The 19,017-nt window shown below is 65.6% G+C and carries 13 protein-coding genes; 7 read left to right on the top strand and 6 right to left on the bottom strand.

Annotation, left to right across the window (positions count from 1 at the left end; genetic code table 11):
- Nucleotides 1-231 precede the first annotated feature (231 nt).
- Complete coding sequence (locus tag ABQ039_RS19530) at nt 232-828, top strand: hypothetical protein (protein ID WP_126966958.1); 597 nt, start codon at nt 232-234, stop codon at nt 826-828.
- 5 nt (nt 829-833) lie between these two features.
- A complete protein-coding gene (locus ABQ039_RS19525; RefSeq protein ID WP_184611658.1) occupies nt 834-1,529 on the top strand; it encodes a hypothetical protein in 696 nt (231 codons plus the stop codon).
- Nucleotides 1,530-1,734: 205 nt separating this feature from the next.
- On the opposite strand, the gene ABQ039_RS19520 is transcribed toward ABQ039_RS19525, so the two are convergent.
- From ABQ039_RS19520 to ABQ039_RS19505, 4 genes are all read right to left on the bottom strand, one after another.
- Nucleotides 1,735-3,255, bottom strand: coding sequence for a tryptophan halogenase family protein (locus ABQ039_RS19520; protein WP_104590377.1), 1,521 nt, complete (start codon nt 3,253-3,255; stop codon nt 1,735-1,737).
- Between the two features lie 107 nt (nt 3,256-3,362).
- Nucleotides 3,363-6,398 carry a TonB-dependent receptor domain-containing protein gene (locus ABQ039_RS19515; RefSeq protein ID WP_054592241.1) on the bottom strand — a complete coding sequence of 1,012 codons (3,036 nt, stop codon included), beginning with the start codon at nt 6,396-6,398 and terminating at the stop codon, nt 3,363-3,365.
- A 317-nt stretch (nt 6,399-6,715) separates the two neighbouring features.
- Nucleotides 6,716-9,745: a TonB-dependent receptor domain-containing protein gene (locus ABQ039_RS19510; RefSeq protein ID WP_349778633.1), complete on the bottom strand. Its 3,030-nt coding sequence runs from the start codon at nt 9,743-9,745 to the stop codon at nt 6,716-6,718.
- Nucleotides 9,746-9,880: 135 nt separating this feature from the next.
- Nucleotides 9,881-10,933, bottom strand: coding sequence for a LacI family DNA-binding transcriptional regulator (locus tag ABQ039_RS19505; RefSeq protein WP_016904027.1), 1,053 nt, complete (start codon nt 10,931-10,933; stop codon nt 9,881-9,883).
- A gap of 406 nt (nt 10,934-11,339) precedes the next feature.
- Here ABQ039_RS19505 and ABQ039_RS19500 point away from each other — a divergent pair, with 406 nt between their 5' ends.
- The 3 genes from ABQ039_RS19500 to ABQ039_RS19490 all read left to right on the top strand — a co-directional run bounded on the left by ABQ039_RS19500 (nt 11,340) and on the right by ABQ039_RS19490 (nt 16,289).
- Nucleotides 11,340-12,314, top strand: a complete 975-nt coding sequence (locus ABQ039_RS19500) for a hypothetical protein (protein WP_186810885.1) — start codon at nt 11,340-11,342, stop codon at nt 12,312-12,314.
- A complete protein-coding gene (gene plsB / locus ABQ039_RS19495; RefSeq protein WP_024937637.1) occupies nt 12,314-14,983 on the top strand; it encodes a glycerol-3-phosphate 1-O-acyltransferase PlsB in 2,670 nt (889 codons plus the stop codon). The genes ABQ039_RS19500 and plsB overlap by 1 nt, the downstream gene beginning before the upstream one ends.
- Nucleotides 14,984-15,308: 325 nt before the next feature.
- The gene (locus tag ABQ039_RS19490; protein WP_349778634.1) at nt 15,309-16,289 is read left to right on the top strand and encodes a zinc-binding dehydrogenase; all 981 of its coding nucleotides are present in this window, start codon (nt 15,309-15,311) and stop codon (nt 16,287-16,289) included.
- A 415-nt stretch (nt 16,290-16,704) separates the two neighbouring features.
- Here the strand turns inward: ABQ039_RS19490 and ABQ039_RS19485 are convergent, their stop codons facing one another.
- On the bottom strand, nt 16,705-16,908 hold the full coding sequence (locus ABQ039_RS19485) for a YdcH family protein (RefSeq protein ID WP_023905744.1): 204 nt from the start codon (nt 16,906-16,908) through the stop codon (nt 16,705-16,707).
- Nucleotides 16,909-17,064: 156 nt separating this feature from the next.
- Between ABQ039_RS19485 and ABQ039_RS19480 the strand changes: the two genes are divergently transcribed.
- The gene (locus ABQ039_RS19480) at nt 17,065-17,637 is read left to right on the top strand and encodes a hypothetical protein (protein WP_039527696.1); all 573 of its coding nucleotides are present in this window, start codon (nt 17,065-17,067) and stop codon (nt 17,635-17,637) included.
- A gap of 189 nt (nt 17,638-17,826) precedes the next feature.
- Nucleotides 17,827-18,180, top strand: a complete 354-nt coding sequence (locus tag ABQ039_RS19475) for a ribonuclease E inhibitor RraB (protein ID WP_184611666.1) — start codon at nt 17,827-17,829, stop codon at nt 18,178-18,180.
- 123 nt (nt 18,181-18,303) lie between these two features.
- On the opposite strand, the gene ABQ039_RS19470 is transcribed toward ABQ039_RS19475, so the two are convergent.
- Nucleotides 18,304-18,837: a lipocalin family protein gene (locus tag ABQ039_RS19470; RefSeq protein WP_179466122.1), complete on the bottom strand. Its 534-nt coding sequence runs from the start codon at nt 18,835-18,837 to the stop codon at nt 18,304-18,306.
- Nucleotides 18,838-19,017: the final 180 nt, after the last annotated feature.

Below are 19,017 nucleotides of genomic sequence, written 5' to 3'. Positions count from 1 at the left end.
CCAGTCAACTCAGGTAGGGAAATCACCCACCTGGGGTGGGGTATTGCCTGCTGGTGAGGATTACGTGAAAACGTAATTCTTTATCGGCAGGCGACCTAGACGGTGACCATCGTCTGCAAGGATGCGCATGTGCGCGATGTTTGCGCCATATCGCCCAAGGACGGTACTACCGCAGCGTCTCGCGCTGCCGGTCGCTGCCGATATGGGACACCGGTTTCGGATAGCAGTGTCATGCGTGATCTTTTTCGGCCGCTAACTGCGGTGGTGCTTTGTATTGGCCTTGGCGCCTGTTCTCTCGTCGCCAACGTGCCTGAGTTGTTCCGCTACAACGAACCCACCGACGGTCAACGAACGCGTCTGCGCATCGTCGGCGATGACGGTAATACCGTCATCTACCCTGGGACCACGTGCGACCGTGCCAACGTGCCGGGATTTGGCAGAGCTGCTCGCGCGCTGGTGTTCGGTGGGCAGGATCTGGGCATGCCGCGCTTGAGCGATACACCCAAACATCCCTTGGAATTGGCTGTGCGGGCAGGTGAACCCATGGTGGTGGGTTTCAGTGCCGGTGCTGTAGCCAGTCAGACGTGTCCCAAAGCGCCGCCAGGCTATCGAATGGTCTGCAATGCCCCGATCGGTCACGGGCCGACTTGCGCAACCACGCGGAGTTTCGTGCCGGAATCGGGTATCGATTACGAGGCGCACGTGGATTTCGGTGCGGGCCGCTGCCGGCTCGATGTGTATGCCCTGACAAAGCGTAACGACGGTACGACCGAACGCCGCGCCATTGCCGCCGCGTTACCCAGCTGCCCCGCCACCTCAAAGGAATGATTGCCATGGCACATGTCCGTTTAATCTCCATTGGCCTGGGCGCCGCACTGCTCAGCGCCTGCGCAACGGCTCCAAAACCCAAGGCGATCGTCGCCGAGCCGATCCAGCCACCATTGACCGTGGTCGCGTCGAAAGATATCTATCGCAAGACCACCGGGTTGCGTGTCGTGCATCGCTCGCACACCGCAAAGGCAACCAGCCTGAAAGTCATGCAGGGAATCTTCGGGGCGATGAGCACCGGCGGAAACATTACGGCATTTAAGAAGGAGGATCTGCTCGGTGACCCGAATGAGGATCTGGTAGATCCTTCAATCAAGGAACTCCCGCACGCGCTGGAAGAACAACTGCGTAGTTATGCGCTGGCGCATCCTGCGGCCACGCCGCCCGCGCAGTTTGTGATCCGTCCCGCCACATGGGCATTGATCTACACTTCGTTGTCGGATTCGCAGACGCCCTACCAATTGCACCTTTCATTGGATATGGAAGCGCGCGCTCCGGACCGCGACGGCCAGCGCCAGGCAACGGTCACACAACGCTGCAATCCCGCACCCATTGAGTTGTCACTGGCCGACTGGCAAGCGGCGGACTACGCCAAGGTGAAGCAGGTGGGTGCTGACTACGTTGCTCAGTGCAGCGAAGAGTTCGCACGCAACTTCCCGACCTTGTTTCACGAGACCGCAGTGGTCGCTGCTTCTGACTAATCAATGAGTTACGCAGATATTATTAAAGTGTTGCTTTAACGTTAAAGCCTGCGTACGATGCCCCTCGTCCGATGTCAGTCGGAAGCTGTGCCACTCATTGTCCACCGGGCTTGTCCCGGTTTTCGAAGGGATCGGGCCTTGTGCCCGGTCCTTTTTTTTGCCTGCCGATCGGTGCTTGCAGCGACTGCGTCGGCGGTGCCGTCGCTCAACGCGGCGCCGCTGCCTTGCAGTAGCGATCGATGAACTGCTGGTGGGTCGGCATGACGTCCACGCAGTGGCCGATGGTCTGCGCCACGCTGGCCAGGAAGCGTTCGGCGTCGTGATCGGGTACCTGGTCCACCAGCGGGTGGTAGCCCTGCGGCAGGATGCCCTGGCCGACCATCACCTGCACCCAGCTGATCTCGGCGAACATCTCCTCGGCATTGCGGTAGAAGCGCCCGCTGTCGCGGAACAGGTCCAGCGTGGTCTGCAGTTCCGGGGTGATCGGCATCGTGCGGCAGTGGCGCCAGAACGCGCTGTCGTCGCGCTCGGTGGCGTGGTAGTGCAGCACCAGGAAATCGCGGATGCGGTCGAACTCGAATGCCAGCCGGTCGTTGTAGCGCTGCACCAGCACCGGGCTGATGCCCTCGCGTGGAAACAGCTCCAGCAGCCGGGAAATGCCGGCCTGGATCAGATGGATGCTGGTCGATTCCAGCGGTTCCAGGAAGCCGCTGGCCAGGCCCAGCGCCACCACATTGCGGTTCCAGAACTGCTTGCGCCGGCCGGTGGTGAAGCGCAGCGGGCGCGGGTCGGCCAGCGGCTTGCCGTCCAGGTTGGCGAGCAGCGTGGCGGCGGCTTCGTCGTCGCTGATGTGCGCGCTGGAGTACACATAGCCGTTGCCGGTGCGGTGCTGCAGCGGGATGCGCCACTGCCAGCCGGCCGCGCGCGCGGTGGAGCGCGTATACGGCGTGGGCGGGCCGACGTTTTCGCTCGGCACCGCCAGGGCACGGTCGCAGGGTAGCCAATGGGTGAAGTCGTGGTAGCCGGTGTGCAGCGCTTCTTCGATCAACAGCCCACGGAAGCCGGAGCAGTCGATGAACAGGTCGCCGCTGACGACCTGCCCGGAGGCCAGCTGCAGCGATTGCACGTGGCCGCTGTCCGCATGCAGCTGCACCTGCTCGACCAGGCCTTCGATACGGGTGACGCCGCGCTGTTCGGCGTAAGTGCGCAAGAAGCGCGCGTACTGCGTGGCATCGAAGTGATACGCGTAGGCGATATTGGCCAGCGGCGAATTGGCCGGCACATCGCCGGCCGAGGTCATGAACTTGCCGCGCACCGCGGCCACGGTGTTGAGCGTATAGGCACCCAGCGGCTGCGCCTTGCCGCGCGCGTGCTGCTTGATCCAGTACTGGTGGAACGGCAGCAGCCCGAGCGGGTGCCCAATCTGGGTGCCGAAGCCATGGATGTACGACGTGCCGGGCCGCTGCCAGTCGACGAACTCGATGCCAAGCTTGAAGCTGCCCTGGGTCTGGCGGACGAACTCGGCTTCGTCGATGCCGAGCAGGTTATTGAAGGCCTTGATGTGCGGCACGGTGGCCTCGCCGACGCCGACGGTGCCGAGCTGTTCGGATTCGATCAGCTGCACCTTGAAGCCGGGGCCAAGCACGCGCGCGAACGCCGCGGCGGCCATCCAGCCAGCGGTGCCACCGCCGACGATGACGATGTTGCGGAGGGGAGCGGGGATCATGCCTGTGTGTTCCTGGGCAAAGATGGCGGACGGACAAACGAACGGGGCCAGCCGGCCCCGTTCGAACTACCACACGCCCATGTCGGCGCGTGTGGCGATGGGGCCAATCAGAACTTGGCGCCGATTTCCAGCACGACACTGCGTGGCACGTAGTTGATTTCGCCGCTGGTGTTGATGGCGATGTCCGGATCGAACTGCCCGTTGCTGCCGAAGCCGTTGTAGGCGTACGCGCTGTAGTTCTTGAAGTTGAAGGCGTTGAGCAGGTTCACGCGCGCGTTGAGCTTGAAGTCCCCGACCACGGTGAACTCCTTGGTGGCCTGGAAGTCCACCGTGCGGTAGCCCCAGATATCGCCACCGACCAGGAACTTGCCGCTGCCCGGCGGGGTGACACCGACCTGCTGGCAGGTCGCGCCATCGGGATCGGTGAAGCCGAAGCAGGCGATCGTGTTGATCGGCTCGGGCGTTGCCAGCACCAGCTTGGCACCGAAGGTGACGCCCCACGGACCATCGATCGAACCGGAAGCGACAAAGCGATGTGCGGCCACGGCATCGGACTTCACGAACGGATAGCCGCGGATGGTCGCCTTGTCGAAACCGTACGGCTCATCAATGTTGCGGTTCTGGCGCGCGCTGGTGTGGGTGTAGGACAGGGTCAGGCCCCAACCGGATTCCTTGGTGTACGGCTTGTCGGCCGACAGCAGGACCTGGCTGTTGCGCTGCTCCAGGCCGTTGCTGCCCAGAATAGTGTTCTGGTAACCCGGCACCGGCTCGCCCCACGGCACGTTGCCGTTCTGGAAGTAGGAGCCATCCGGATAGCGGTTGATCAGGCCCATCGCGAAGCCGTCGTAGCTCAGGATGCGCTGGAACGTCACATCGGTCAGCCAGTCGCCCACCTGGTTGGTGATGCCGATGCTGTACTGGTCGCTGTACGGCGTCTTGAGCTTGTTGTTGAACATGAACAACTCGGCGCTGCCAGCGACACCGGGAATGGTGTTGAGCTGATCGATGCCGTTGAGGTAACGCGGGTCGAACGCAACGCACGTGCGGTCTGCGCGATAGCACTGCTGGGTTGCCGGGTTTTCGAAATACACCGCGACCGGCGACAACGCCGCCTTGCTGGTTTCCAGGGCCAGCTGCTCGAACAGGTTGCGGTCGTACGAACGCGCGGCACCGCCGTGCAGGATGGCGGCCTCGTCACCGAAGAAGTCGTAGGAGAAACCGAAGCGCGGAGCCCAGGCATCCTTGAAGTTCTTGCGGTTGTTGCCGGTGCTGATGTAATCGGCCACGTTGATGCCGCTGGGTAGCAGACGGTTGGCCCATGGTTGACCGGGGTTTTCCGCATCGTTGGCGTACAGCGCGTCGACGAAGGCCTGCGAGGTCACGAAGTCGGTGTAGGCCGGTGTGTCCTCGTAATCCCAGCGCACGCCGATGTTGATCATCAGCTTGTCGGTGGCGGCCCAATCGTCCTGCAGATAGATGCCGTACTGCTTGGACGGCGATACCACCGTCGCCCGCTGGCCGGGCGTGGTGTAGGGCGCAATGAAGTCGACGCGATACGGCGTGGATTCCACGCTGCCGCCGTTGACGCGGTAGCTGAACTGCGGATTCAGCGCGGCCGCGTCCTGCGAGGTCAGCTCGATGTCCTTGTAGTTCACACCCATCTTGATGGTGTGTTCGCCGTGCCACTGGAAGCTGGTGAAGGTCAGGTCGTTCTGCAGGAACCAGCCCTTCTGGCTCTTGCGCTGCGCATTCCTGCCGCCGGCCGAACCGGTGGTCAGGAAGGTGCGCTCATCGATATCGGTGGAGCCGGCACGCGGCTGGAAATATGTGTAGACGATGCCGTTGCCCAGCGTGCGCGGGGTCGGGTTGTTCTCCGAGTTTTCGGTGCCGACGATGACCTCGTTGAACCAGTTGTCTGCACTGTGCTGCCAACGCAGGTTGGTGCGCTTGTCCTTGTTGATCTTGTCGGTGGCTTGCGCGAGCGTGTTGGTGCCGCCCACGTTGGCGGTCTGGGTCTCGTCGCGATAGATCGTGCTCAGCTCGATGCGATCGCGATCGGTGGGTTCGAAATCGATCTTGCCGAAGAACAGGTCTTCTTCGAACGGCATGTTGGCCGGGCCGTACTGGCTGGCCAGATCGGAAGGCAGCTGGTTGAGGAACGCGGCTGCCTCTGCGCTCGGTTGCACGCTCTTGGGTGCGACGTTCTCCTTGCCTTCGTAGGCAACGAAGAAATGCATGCGGTCCTGGATGATCGGCCCACCCAACGCAAACCCGTATTCCTTGGTCTGCGAATCGATCTTGCCGTTGGCTTCCTCGTCGGGCCGCTTGTCGCGCAGATCCTGGTCGGTGTAGCGATAGAAGGCTTCACCGTGGAATTCGTTGGTGCCGGACTTGGTGGCCGCGGTGATCGCCGCGCCACTGATCTGGCCGTATTCGGCCTTGTAGTTGGAGGTGATGACCTTGTATTCGCCGATCGCCAGCTGCGGGAACGGGTTGCCCTGGGTGTCGCTCTGGCCGGCAACGCCGCCGCTGCGCACGTAGCTCTTCTGGCCGACGCCGTCGATATACAGATTGCCGGCGCTGGCATTGGAGGCGCCACCGCGCAGCTTGGTGTTGCCGTTGCCATCCACCTGAAACACCATGCCCGGCACGGTGTCGGCGAACTCGAGGAAGTTGCGCGTGGCCTGCGGCAATTGCTGGATCTGTCGCGCCGAAATGGTGTTGCCCACCTCGGAGGTCTTGACGTCGCGAATCATCGGCGCGCTGACCGTCACCGTGTCCAGTGTGGTCGCGTCGCCGGCGGGCGCCGCGGCCGCCTCGGTGCCGAGATCGACGGTGGCGCTGGAGGCCACCGACAGGGTCACCGTGCGGCTGGCGCCATTGGATTCGACCTTGTAGGTGCCCGGCTGCAGACCGACGATGGTGTAGTTGCCGTTGGCATTGACCGGTGCGCGTCGCACCGAGCCAGTGGCAAGGTTGGTGACGACGACCTCGCTGCCGCTCTGTGCGGAAGCGACCTGTCCGCGCAACGTGGCGTTGCTGGACTGGGCCATGGCCGGGGTGGTGGCGAACAACGAGGCAGCCAGGGCGCAGCACAACAGGCTACGTGCCGGCAGGGTGGAGACGGTGCGGTGAGTCTTCATGACTTTCCCCCTCCCAGGGGTAAAGCGCGAACCAGTGAAGTGACTGGCGCGTCGAGGTTGGTGCTTGGTGTGGATGGAACGGGTACAGCGGGCAACAAACAAACAGCAGGGACGGCAAACACAGCAAAAACGGTCGCCAACCGGAGCGTGGCGTCTGCGGCATCGCGCGCATCGCGCGTCGCGCCGCAGCAACACACCTCAATCGGGACGATGCAACAAACCTGCGGCCGGCCCCTCCCCATTGCCGTGGGGCCGATGCAGCTTAGGCAGCGGGTACGGTACCGGCGTCGAGACGCCGGATGCCGCCAACGCAGCCGTTACCAGATGATGCGTGCGCTCATGAACAAGGTCCGTGGCGGAGTGGACATCGCGCCGTACTGGTTGATGCTCACGCGCGGGTCGTATACGCCGGCACTGCCCCAGTCGATGCTGTACTGATCGTAGTTGCGGAAGTTCAGCGCATTGATCAGATCACCGCGCACCTGCACCGTCACCGCATCGGTGATGTGCATGTCCTTGGACAACGACAGGTCCAGCTGGCGGGTGCCGAAGATGTCGCCGCCGGCGATGAACTTGCCGCCGGGGGCATCCACCGAGACCACGCGGATGTTGTCCGAACTCGGGCCGCCGTACTGGTCGTAGGAGATCGCCTCGTTGCGCGGCGGCACCGTGGCCAGGGTCAGCTTGGCCGAGCCGCTGATGCCCCAGAACAGGTCGTAGATGCCGGTAAGCACCAGGCGGTGGCGCGGCACCGCATTGAGATCCAGGAACGGATAGTCGGCAATGGTGGCCGCATCGAATCCGTAGCGATCGTCGTTGCCGCGATTGCCGCGCGCACGCGAGAAGGTGTAGGCCGCGGTCAGGCCCCAGCCGCTCTCCTGCGTATAGGGCTTGTCTGCCGACAGCAGCAACTGGCCGGTCTTGGTCTCCACGCCGTTGTTGCCGATGATCAGGTTGCCGAAGCCGCGGGGTGTCTGGCCGAACGCCTGGTTGCCGTTCTGGAAGAAATCGCCGTTGGCATAGCGGTTGCCCAGGGTGAAGATGAAACCGTCCTTGCTGTGGATGTACGACAGCGTGGCCGAGGTGTTCCAGTCGCCCAGCTGGGTGCGCAGGCCCAGCGAATACTGGTCGGCATACGGCGTCTTCAGATCGTTGTTGAGCAGGTCGATTTCGCCGTTGCGCACGCGCGCATCGACCAGGTTGGCCAGGCTGTCGGGATTGCTCACATAGGTCGGATCGAAGGCGGTGCAGGTACCCGCCGCCGGGATGCAGTTGGTGGGCCCGGCAAAGCGGATCGTGTACTGCGCCAGCGCGGATTTGATCTGCTCCAGGCCCATCACGTCGAACAGGTTGCGGTCGTAGCTGCGGCCGGCACCGCCGAACAGCACCAGCGACTCGTCGCCACGGAAGTCGTAGGAAAAGCCCAGGCGCGGTGCGAAGTTGTTGTTGTCCTGTTTGCGATTGCGGCCGTTGCTGATGTAGTCGTTGATGTCCACCCCGCCCTTGGCCAGCTGCTCGGCGTAGGTGGCGCTCACGGCCGGATCGGTGCCGGGGCCGTTCAAGGCCGCCACCACTTCCGGCGGGGTCACGTTGTCCAGGTACGAGGGAATCTTTTCGCCATCCCAGCGCACGCCGATATTCAACTGCAGCTTGTCGTTGACGTCCCAATCGTCCTGGATGTACAGGCCCAGCTGCTTGCTGGTGGTGGTCACCGACGGCGCGGCACCGGCGAACGGCAGGTTGAAGCGCACCTGGTAGGGAATGGCCGAGGTGCCCGTGCCATCGCCCACCGCGTAGTAGAACGACGGGTTGGCCGCAGAGTTCTCGCTCTGGGTCAGCTCCACTTCCTTGTACTTCACGCCCATCTTGATGACGTGGTTGCCGTGCCACTCCAGGTTGTTGAAGGTCAGGTCGTTCTGGAAGCTGGGGCCCTTCTGGCCCTTGCGCTGGATCGCCAGGCCACTGGTGGCGCCGTCGTTGAGCAGCACGTCGTCTTCGGCGATGCCGCGCGTGTACACGCTCTGGCTGCCCACGGTGTAGGCGGTAGGATTGAACAGCACGTCCTCATAGGACACGCGCGCTTCGTTGACGTAGCGCTCGCCGTAATGCTGCCAGCGCAGGTCGAAGCGCTTTTCGGTGTTGAGGTTGATCTTGGAGGCGATCGCGGTGGTCTGGCCGCCGACGCTGTCGCGGCTTTCCTCGTCGCGGTACTTGCCGGTGAGCTCCAGGCGGTCGTTCTCGCCGATGTCCCAGTCGACCTTGCCGAAATACAGGTCTTCGTTGAACGGACGGGTGACCGAGCCGAGCCGGCTCTGCACGCCGGCGGGCAGGTCGTCGCTGAGCGCGCTGAAGCGATCGGGCACGGCCACCGGATCGGCCGAGACCTCGAAGCCCTTGCCTTCGTAGCTGAAGAAGAAATGCGCCTTGTCCTGCACGATCGGCCCGCTCAGCGCAAAGCCGTATTCGTCCTGGTGGGTCTTGCGCTTGCTGCCATCGGAGTTGGGTGCGCCGGCGCGTTCGTCGGGCTGGCGCGCGCGGAAATCGGTATTGCTGGTGCGTCCGAAGATCTCGCCGTGGAACTCATTGCCGCCAGACTTGGTCGAGGCCACGATCGCTGCCGAACCGACCTGGTCGAACTCGGCCTTGTAGTTGGAGGTGATGACCTTGTACTCGCCGATGGCCAGCTGCGGGAACGGGTTGCCCGCGCTCTGCTCCTGCCCGGACACGCCGCCGAACAGGTAGCTCTTCTGGCCGACGCCGTCGATGTAAACGTTCACCGCCGAGCTGCCCTGCGCGCCGCCGCGGATCTGGCTGTTGCCGTTGGAGTTGGTCTCGAACTGCATGCCCGGCACGGTGTCGGCGAACTCCAGGAAGTTGCGCGTCAGCTGCGGCACGGTGCTGATCTGCTTCAGCGACACGTTGGTGCCCACTTCGGAGGTCTTGACCTCCTGCAGCGTGGTGGCGGTGACCTGCACCGCATCCAGCGTGGTGGCATCGCCGGCAGGCGCCGCGGCTGCGCTGCCGCCCAGGTTCAAGGTGACCGACGAGGCCACCGACAGGGTCACGGTCTGCTCGCTGCCGGGGCCGGCATCCACCTTGTAGGTGCCCGGGGGCAGGCCGACCAGCGCGTAGCTGCCGTCGGCACCGGTGGGCACGCGTCGGACGGCACCGCTGGCGACATTGGTCGCGGTCACGGTGGTGCCGGCCTGTGCTGCCGCAACCTGGCCGCGCAAGGTCGCATTGCTGGACTGGGCCATGGCCGGGGTGCTGGCCAGCAACGAGGCGGCAAGGGCGCAGCACAACAGGCTGCGCGCGGGCAGGGTGGAGACGGTGCGGTAATTCTTCATGACTTTCCCCCTCCCAGGGGTAAAGCGCGAACCAGCGGAGTGGCTGGCGCGTCGGTACTGCGTCAAGCGGGACAGCTGGCAACAACGGCAAAGGACTGCAAGCAACACACGTTCGGCAAAGCGTGGTGGCGCGTTTCAGGTGGGAGGCGCCGCCCGCGGCGCGCTGGACGCGCGCACGATCAGTTCGGGAACCATCTCGGAAAACGCGGGGGGGGCGGCATCGGCGGGCGGGGCGGGCGCATCGACCAGTTGCTGGCCCAGCAACAACTGCAATGCCCGCGCGCCCAGCCCGGCGATATCCACCCGCATGGTGGTCAGCGCCGGCAGCACGTAGCGCGCCATCGGCACGTCGTCGAAGCCGGCCAGCGCGATGTCCTGCGGCACCTTCAGCCCGGCATGGCCGAGCGCGAACAGGCAGCCCAGCGCCATCATGTCGTTGGCCGCGAATACCGCATCCGGGCGCGCGCCCTGTGCCAGCGTCTGGCCGGCGCGGTAGCCGGACTCTTCGTCGAAGTTGCCCGGCAGCACCCACGGCTGCACGTCGGCATCCAGCGCCAGCTCGTCGCGGTAGCCGCGCAGACGCTCATGCGCATCGAAGTTGTCGGCCGGCCCGGCGATGAAGGCGATGCGGCGGTGGCCGCTGTCGCGCAGGTGCCGGGTCATCGTCCGCGCGCCGCCGTAGTTGTCCACGTTGAGCACCGGGCGCTGGCTGGCCGTGCCGGCGCAGTTGAGCAGCACTGCCGGCAGGCCGCCGGGCAGGGCGTCCTCGTGCACGCCGGAGTCGCCCAGCGAGGGCGACATCACCACCACCCCGTCCACGCGCCCGGGCAGGCGTTCCAGCGCCTTGCGCTGCGCCTGCGGGTCGCCGTGCGAGCTGGACACCAGCAGGTGGTAGCCCTGCTCGCGCGCCACCTGGTCGATGCCGCGGATCAGTTCGGAAAAGAACTCGCCATGCAGGTCAGGCAACACCACCCCGATGGTGTGGGTGCGCCGGCTGCTGAGGCTGCGCGCGGCGTGGTGCGGGATGTAATGCAGCGCGCGGGCCACCTGCAGCACGCGCTCGCGCACCGACTCGGCCACATGCTGGTGCCCATTCATGGTGCGCGAGACCGTTGCCACCGACACCTGCGCTTCGCGCGCGACGTCCTTGATGGTGACGCTACCGCCTTCGGAGCGTGGCCGACTCATGGCAAAACCTCCAAAACAACGCGGTTGCCACCGCACGCCGGGAAGGGTCGCACGGTCCGCTGGCGCAGAACGTTCGTGTCACACATGCACATGAATGACATCGGCCCCAACCGATGGCGACCTCAGAGCGAGATGGCGCGCACGCTAGCAGGAACTGCAAGCGCTTACATGATGCGCTGCACCATTGGGCCAAACGCAGGTGGCACAAGGGCTTGGCGGCATCCCCTGGACAAGTTTGTCCGGGAAGGACAACGGCAGTCAATGTCGGACACTGGGCGACAACATGCATGGAACTACGAAAATCTAACGTTTCCGCACCGTACCCGGGCGCACGGTTGTCGCGCGCCTTGCCGCCAGTGCGTTCAGACAGCAAGATGCGCCGATCGATCAGGGGAACAGCGTGCGCATGTCGCCATCTACCGTCCGCGCCGGCCGGTTCCAGTCCATCGCGTGGGTGCTGCTGGCAGCGCTGTGCCTGGGCAGCTGCCAGCGCGCTGACAAGACCGCCGCCTTGCCGGGCGCCAGCGCCGAGCCAGCCGCAGCGATGCAGTCGATGACCCTGCCCTTGCGGCGCAACGACCTGGTCGCCTATGCGCGGATCCGGGTCACCCCTGCGCAATACACCCAGCTGGAGGCGGCCTGGCGCAGCGGCGCCAGCCGTTGGCCGCTGACCGAGCTACCGCTGCCCAACGAGGTCGGCAGCCTGCTCGGCACTTTGTCGGCGCCCGGCGCCGAGCGCCAGCTGCAGCAGGCCTTCGATGCACAGCTGGCCGGCCAGTCGCAGGGCATCCGCCAGGCCGCGCAGTCGCTGGGCCAGTTCGGCGTGCAATACCTGCGCAGCCGCAGCGACTACCAGCCCGAGCAACGCGCCCATTACGTGCAGCTGGTCGATGCCCTGAGCGCCTGGGCGGCCACCGCGCCGCTGGCCGATCGCGCGCGCGCCAAGGCCAGCATCGCCGACCTGGTGACCGCCGCCCGCGCCACCGGCATCGGCTCGGACGCCGATCTGCAGCGCTTGGGGATGGAAGAGAGCCTGCGCCGGCTCGGGCCGTTCTGGGCCGCGGCCAAGCAGGTGCTGGAGCGTTACGGCCTGTCGCTGGACAGCAGCCTGGATGCGCTGCGCACCGGCTTGATCAGGCAGGACGGCGACCGCGCCCAGGTGCGGCTGCGCTATCCGCTGGCCGCGCACGACATCGACCTGAGCATCGGCCTGATCAAGCGCGACGGCCACTGGTACCAGCAGCAGACCCAGGACGAGGTGCAGGCGCTGCTCGGCGCTGCGCCGGCGGCGCCCGCAGCCGACGCCGCTGCAAGGCCTGACACCCCGGCGGCCGCGCCCGCCACGCCCGCCGCCACCGGGCAACGCCCGGCTGGGCGATAATGACCGTGATGCCAGAACAGAATCCCCTGCCGTTCCCGGACGGCCAGCCCGCCCCGCCCAGCGCTGCCGCCACCGATCTCGGTGCCACGACCGCCGCCTTGCCGACCGCCGTTCCGGTTCCGCCGGACGCTGCGCCGTCGATCGCGCCCGCCGTCGCCGCTGCCCGCAGCGCCAAACGCCCGTGGTGGGCGCGCCTGCTCGGCCGCCTGGCCGACCCCTGGCTGAGCCTGACCATCGAACCGGACCAGCCGAGCCGCTACGACGACGGCACGCCGGTGGTTTACGTGCTGGAGGACTACGGCCTGTCCAGCGCGCTGATCCTGGACAAGGCCTGCCGCGAGGCCGGGCTGCCCTCGCCACTGGTGCCGCTGCCGGGCGACCCGCTGCAGCGCAAGCGCGCCTACCTGGCGCTGTCGCGGCGCAGCAGCAGCAATTCGCTGATCCCCGAGCAGCGCGGCGGCAAGACCCATTCGGATTCGTTGGCCAAGCTGCTGCAGGCGCATCGCGTGCGCGCCGACCTGGACGTGCATCTGGTGCCGGTGTCGATCTTCGTCGGCCGCGCGCCGGACAAGCAGAGCGGCTGGTTCGCGGTGCTGTTCTCGGAAAACTGGGCGCTGGTCGGCCGCTTCCGGCGCCTGCTGGCGGTGCTGCTCAACGGCCGCACCACCATCGTGCGCTTCGCTCCGCCGATCTCGCTGCGCCAGACCATGGCCGAGGGCCTGCCGCCCGAGCGCACCCTGCGCAAGCTGCAGCGCGTGCTGCGCACGCATTTCCGCCGCATCCGCGAGGCGGTGATCGGGCCGGACCTGTCCACCCGCCGCCTGCTGGTGGACCAGGTGCTGGCCGCCGATTCGGTACGCGAAGCCATCGCCACCCAGGCCAAGCGCGACAACTCCAAGCCGGTCGATGCCTGGCGCAAGGCGCATGCCTACGCCTGGGAGATCGCCGCCGACTATTCCAGCCCGGTGGTGCGCTCGGCCAGCTTCCTGCTGACCCACGTGTGGAACCGCATCTACGCCGGCGTGCTGGTGCATCACCTGGACAAGCTCAAGCAGGCCGCGCCCGGGCACGAGGTGGTCTACGTGCCCAGCCACCGCAGCCACATGGATTACCTGCTGCTGAGCTACCTGCTGTACGAACGCGGCATCGTGCCGCCGCACATCGTGGCCGGCATCAACCTCAATCTGCCGGTGGTCGGCACGCTGCTGCGCAAGGGCGGCGCGTTCTTCATCCGCCGCTCGATCAAGGGCAATGCGCTGTATTCGGCGGTGCTCAGCGAGTACGTCGCCCAGCTGGTGGCCGGCGGTTACTCGATCGAATACTTCGTCGAAGGCGGGCGCTCGCGCACCGGGCGCCTGCTGCAGCCCAAGGGCGGCATGATCGCGATGACGCTGCGCGCCTACCTGCGCCAGCCGCGCAAGCCGGTGCTGTTCCAGCCGGTCTACATCGGCTACGAAAAGCTGATGGAAGGCAACAGCTACCTGGACGAGCTCACCGGCCGGCCCAAGGAGAAGGAATCCATCTGGGGCCTGCTGTGGTCCATCCCCAAGGTGCTCAAGCAGAACTACGGCCAGGTGGTGGTGAACTTCGGCGAGCCGATCGCGCTCAACGACGTGCTGGCCAAACACGCGCCCGACTGGGACGGCCAACCGCTGCCCGACGACGAAAAGCCCACCTGGCTGGCACCGGCGGTGGACACGCTGTCCACCCAGATCCAGACCCGCATCAACTGCGCCGCCGACGTCAACCCGATCAACCTGCTGGCGCTGGCGCTGCTGTCCACGCCCAAGCACGCGATGGGCGAGGCCGACCTGATCGCGCAGATCGAGCTGTGCAAGAAGCTGCTGGCGGAGATGCCGTATTCGGACCGTGTCACCGTCACCCCGCACACCCCGGCGCGCATCATCACCCACGCCGAAGAGATCAACGTGCTCACGCGCGTGTCGCATCCGCTGGGCGATGTGCTGAGCGTCAGCGGCGACACTGCGGTGTTGCTGAGCTACTTCCGCAACAACGTGCTGCACCTGTTCACCGCCTCCTCGTGGGTGGCGTGCTGCTTCCAGAACAACCGCCGCATGAGCCGTGCCGGTCTGTTGCGCCTGGGGCGCACCGTGTACCCGTTCCTGCAGGCGGAGTTGTTCCTGCCGTGGAGCGAGGACCGCTTTGCCGAGCGTATCGAGCAGACCATCGACATGTTCGTGCGCGAAGGCCTGCTGCTCAACGTCACCGATGACGATGGCGGCATCCTTACCCGCAACACCGGGCAGACCGACGAGGTGTTCCGCCTGCGTGCGATCGGCCATTCGCTGCAGCAGGCCTTCGAGCGCTATTACATCGCCATCTCGGTGCTGGTGAAGAACGGCCCCGGCGTGCTCGGTGCCGGCGAACTGGAAAGCCTGTGCCAGCAGGCCGCGCAACGCCTGAGCCTGTTGTATGCCCCGGCCGCCCCGGAGTTCTTCGACAAGACCCTGTTCCGCAGCTTCATCCAGAAACTGCGCGAGCTGCGCTTGGTGTGGCCGGACGAGAACAGCAAGCTGCTGTTCGACGAGCGCCTGGATGCCTGGGCCAAGGACGCCAAGTTCATCCTTGGCCGCGAATTGCGCCACACCATCGAGCGGGTCAGCCCCGAGGCGGTCAAGCCGGATGTGGTGCTGCCGCCGGCCGAGTAAGGCGGCACTACAAACGCCAGCGTCTCCTTGCGGCAGGTGATGCGGGCAATGGCAGCGCACCCACAAGGAAGAGCAGATGCGCACGACGCCTCCCCTTCTCCCACCGGGAGAAGGTGCCCGAAGGGCGGATGCGGGTCGGTCAGCACGCGACCCCCGGCGCTGTAGTAGGCCAGAGTCACACCAGGCGTGCTCCACCAACGCGCGCAACTTCACACAACAGTTCCGTTCGTTTCATCCGCCTCTTGCAGCCGTGCCGATAGCATCGCGCCACCTTTCATCACGATCGGGTGCGTTGGATCACTGGCGTGCCCGGCAGGAGATTTCCATGCGCGCAGCCATCCACACCCAATTCGGCGACCCGGCCAAGGTGCTCGAACTCGGTCAACGGCCCACCCCGCAGCCCGGCAAGGGCCAGGTGCGCATCGCCATGCGTCGCTCGCCGATCCACAACCACGACCTGTGGACGGTGCGTGGCAATTACGGCTACAAGCCGGAGCTTCCCGCAATCGGCGGCAGCGAGGCGGCCGGGGTGATCGATGCTCTGGGCGAAGGCGTCCAGGGCCTGCAGACCGGCCAGCGCGTTGCCGCCGCCGGCGTGCACGAGAGCTGGGCGGAGTTTTTCCTGGCCGACGCGTCCGGCGTGGTGCCGCTGCCCGACGCGCTGGACGACGACCGCGGTTGCCAGTTGATCGCCATGCCGCTGAGCGCGCTGATGCTGATCGAGTTCCTGCATGTCGAAAAAGGCGACTGGATCGTGCAGAACACCGCCAACGGCGCGGTCGGCAAGACTGTCGCCATGCTCGCCGCCGCGCGCGGTATCAACGTGGTCAACTTGGTGCGCCGCGACGCCGGCGTGGACGAGCTGCAGGCCCTGGGCATTGGCAACGCGGTCTCCACCGCCCGGGAGGGCTGGCAGGACAGCGTGCGCGCGCTGGTCGGCGAGGCGCCGATCGTGCGCGCAATCGACTCGGTGGCCGGCAGCGCAGCCGGCGACCTGATGGGGCTGCTTGCCGAAGGCGGCGAGCTGATCTCGTTCGGCTCGATGACCGGCGAGCCGCTGCAGATTTCCAGCGGCGATGTGATCTTCAAGCAGGCCAGCGTGCGCGGCTTCTGGGGCAGCAAGGTCATGGCCGCCACCAAGCCCGAGGACAAGCGCCGCATGATCGGCGAACTGCTCAAGGCCGCCGTCGATGGCAGCCTGGCTCTGCCGGTGGAAGCGGTATTCGATCTGGAAGATGCAGCCAAGGCGGCAGCGGCAAGCGCCGAACCGGGTCGTCGCGGCAAGATCCTGCTGCGCGCAGGCTGAGGACGGCGGCTCGGGTCGTCTTACGACAGTCGGCGCCTGACGCGCAAAAGCGGTGAGGCGCTTGCACGTCCGCTGACGCGAACAAGCGCCCGGATCCGTTGCTCAGATCGGCCGAAGAGATCGACAATTCTCCAAGACCGGCATATCAAGCCCCTCTCCCCTCGGGGCGAAGCGGCACCGCTTGCGCGCCACTGACGCGCGTGCCTTGGAGCGCCTGCGTCCCAAGACGTGGCCGGGGCGCGCAGCGGGGTTGGGGTGAGGGTGTGGACCAAGCGACCAACGCGACACGCCTCAGCTCAAGCCGGCGCCATGCCGACAAACCCCTGCCTGCATCACCAACTGACTCAACTGCCTGTCACCGCGACGTTGATATCCACTACCGCAAAGCAGACCCAGGCAGCCGCACGCACCAACCTCACGCCGGCTCGTCAGGCACCAGTTCCATTTCCAGCCGTGTGATGCAGTCCTTGAGATGCAGCTTGCGCTTCTTCAGGCGCTTCATCTGCAGCTCGTCGTCCATGTTGGCGGGCACGCGCTGGATCTCCTCGTCCAACGCGCGGTGGGCGCGTCGCAACTCGGCGATCTGCTCGGCGATCTCGGCGGGTGAGAGAGTTTCCACGGCTCCGAGCATACACAACCACGGGCCGGCCGCGTCACCCGTGCTTGCCAAGCCGCCCGGGGCTGCGACAATGCCTGCGCGCCGTTGGGGAAACGGCGGCGCGCCTGATCCCATCATTGCCGCGCGGCCATGGCCGTCGAGAAAGGAGTCTTTACGATGCGTTTGCGTTCTTCCCTGCTGGCCCTGAGCCTGCTCACCGCCGCCAACCTGGCCAGCGCCGCCGACGTCGCCAAGTACGACGGCTTTTTGTGCTGCAACCTGCGCACCGACGGCAGCTGGATCAGCGACAGCAACTACGCCGAAGACGGCAAGCGCATGCTTCCCGTAGGCACCCCGGTCAGCGTCACCGGCTTCGGCCGCAACCGCGTCAACCTCAAGATCGCCGGCGAAAAGCAGTCCATCGGCAACGATTACAGCCGCGACCTGGACAACACCGCCTTCGCCGCCCGCTATGTCGTCACCGCCGACCCCAAGCTCAAGCTGGCCACCTTCCCGCCTAAGATCCGCCAGGCCATCAATGACGGCAAGCTCACTGGCGGCATGACGCGCGAACAGGTGCTGATGGCCGTCGGCTACCCGATCAGCAGCGAAAACCCGAATCTGGACGCCTCGCTGTGGCGCTACTGGCGCGACAGCTTCTCCGAGTACCAAGTGCAGTTCGGCCCCAGCGGCAAGCTGGTCAAGGTCACTGCGGATCCGCAGCTGATGAATCTGGTTTGGCTGCCGTGAATTGCCCGAGGTGGTCGCACATCGTGCGGCCATCTGCGTAGCAGGTTCATTGCCTGAGCAGGCACCTCGAACACCGGGAGACGGTAGGCTCCAGCAGCCGAGGTCTGGATCCTGGCGACACGCGATCAGAGCGCACAATCAGCGCCAGCGCTCTTCCCTGGCCACCGGCCGCCAAAGACCGAAGCTCATATGCAACGACATCCGGACCTGTATCCCAACGACGATAACGGCGACACCCTCTGGCACATTGCCCAGCAAGGCGTGGACCTGTCGAAGCCGCGCGAGATTGCGTTCTCCGTGGTCTTCCCCACGAAGGAGTCGGCCTTGGAGTTCTCAGTGATGCTGCTGCGCTTCGAGCAAAAGGTGCGTTGCTGCCACTATCCGGAAAACACCACGTTTCCGATGGACGTGACGGTATATCCGACCATGGTGCCGTCGCACAAGGCGATTTCGGCATTCGAGGAAGAGCTGGCCGTGGAGGCCAAGCCCCTGGGTGGCCTGAATGACGGCTGGGAGTTTTCCGTGGATGACAAGGACGCCTGACGCAGCCCGTGTGCGAGAGCCGGCGATGCAGCCACGGCATCGCTAAGCCCGTTGCATCATCACCGCGTTACCGCGTTACCGCGTTACCGCGTTACCGCGTTACCGCGTTACCGCGTTACCGCATCAGCGCTGCGACTGCGGTACGCGGCGCAGCTTTGACACGTCATAGCCCATGGCGGCGATGCGTTGGACAGCCTGCTGATAGTCGGCATCGGACACCTGCGGGGTACGCGCCATGTACCAGACGTAATCGCGCTTGCTGCGCGCCACGATGGTCTGCGCATACTCCGCATCCCGCCAGGCGATCACGTACTCGGCCTTGAACGGCCAGAAGAACTGCATGCTCCACAGCGCACCATTGCCTTCCTTCGCCACCTGGCCGATCGGATGCATGGACTTGAGCGGTGCCTGGAAGCTGCCCTTGCGGTAGGTGAAGGTGGTCTGGATGCGGCCGTCCGGCCGCAGCGCATAGCGCTCCACGGCATCGTAGGCCTTGCGCTCCGGCCGGGTGGGAATGTGCGCGATGACGTACCAGTCGCCCATGAAGCGCGGCACGTCGACGCTGTCTGCGCGGGGCAGGGCGGCACGCGACTCGCTCCCACTGGCACTCCCGTAGACCGCTAGCGTCAGCAACAACAGCATTGAACCACCTCGCATGGCAACCTCCACCAGAAAAAACCCGTAGATAGGCCTACGGCGTTACTGTGCGTCCGGATGCAAGCCCATGCGATGCAGTTCCGGACCGAGTGCACGCTGGCGTGGTGTGCCAGCGGCACGACCGTACCGCTCGACATGTCATGGCGGCGTTGAAGCGCCAGGCCGACGCCTTGCGCATGC

This window comes from Xanthomonas sp. WHRI 6108, from assembly GCF_040202385.2.
Lineage (GTDB): Bacteria > Pseudomonadota > Gammaproteobacteria > Xanthomonadales > Xanthomonadaceae > Xanthomonas > Xanthomonas arboricola.
Note: the sequence above shows the minus strand (reverse complement) of the source record. Positions and strands in the feature narration are given on the sequence as shown.

Excerpts from the sequence above, each read along its gene's own strand:
- ABQ039_RS19530 (WP_126966958.1), top strand. The coding sequence starts at position 232 with ATGCGTGATCTTTTTCGGCCGCTAACTGCGGTGGTGCTTTGTATTGGC.
- ABQ039_RS19525 (WP_184611658.1), top strand. The coding sequence starts at position 834 with ATGGCACATGTCCGTTTAATCTCCATTGGCCTGGGCGCCGCACTGCTC.
- ABQ039_RS19520 (WP_104590377.1), bottom strand. The coding sequence starts at position 3,255 with ATGATCCCCGCTCCCCTCCGCAACATCGTCATCGTCGGCGGTGGCACC.
- ABQ039_RS19515 (WP_054592241.1), bottom strand. The coding sequence starts at position 6,398 with ATGAAGACTCACCGCACCGTCTCCACCCTGCCGGCACGTAGCCTGTTG.
- ABQ039_RS19510 (WP_349778633.1), bottom strand. The coding sequence starts at position 9,745 with ATGAAGAATTACCGCACCGTCTCCACCCTGCCCGCGCGCAGCCTGTTG.
- ABQ039_RS19505 (WP_016904027.1), bottom strand. The coding sequence starts at position 10,933 with ATGAGTCGGCCACGCTCCGAAGGCGGTAGCGTCACCATCAAGGACGTC.
- ABQ039_RS19500 (WP_186810885.1), top strand. The coding sequence starts at position 11,340 with ATGTCGCCATCTACCGTCCGCGCCGGCCGGTTCCAGTCCATCGCGTGG.
- plsB (WP_024937637.1), top strand. The coding sequence starts at position 12,314 with ATGACCGTGATGCCAGAACAGAATCCCCTGCCGTTCCCGGACGGCCAG.
- ABQ039_RS19490 (WP_349778634.1), top strand. The coding sequence starts at position 15,309 with ATGCGCGCAGCCATCCACACCCAATTCGGCGACCCGGCCAAGGTGCTC.
- ABQ039_RS19480 (WP_039527696.1), top strand. The coding sequence starts at position 17,065 with ATGCGTTTGCGTTCTTCCCTGCTGGCCCTGAGCCTGCTCACCGCCGCC.
- ABQ039_RS19475 (WP_184611666.1), top strand. The coding sequence starts at position 17,827 with ATGCAACGACATCCGGACCTGTATCCCAACGACGATAACGGCGACACC.
- ABQ039_RS19470 (WP_179466122.1), bottom strand. The coding sequence starts at position 18,837 with ATGCGAGGTGGTTCAATGCTGTTGTTGCTGACGCTAGCGGTCTACGGG.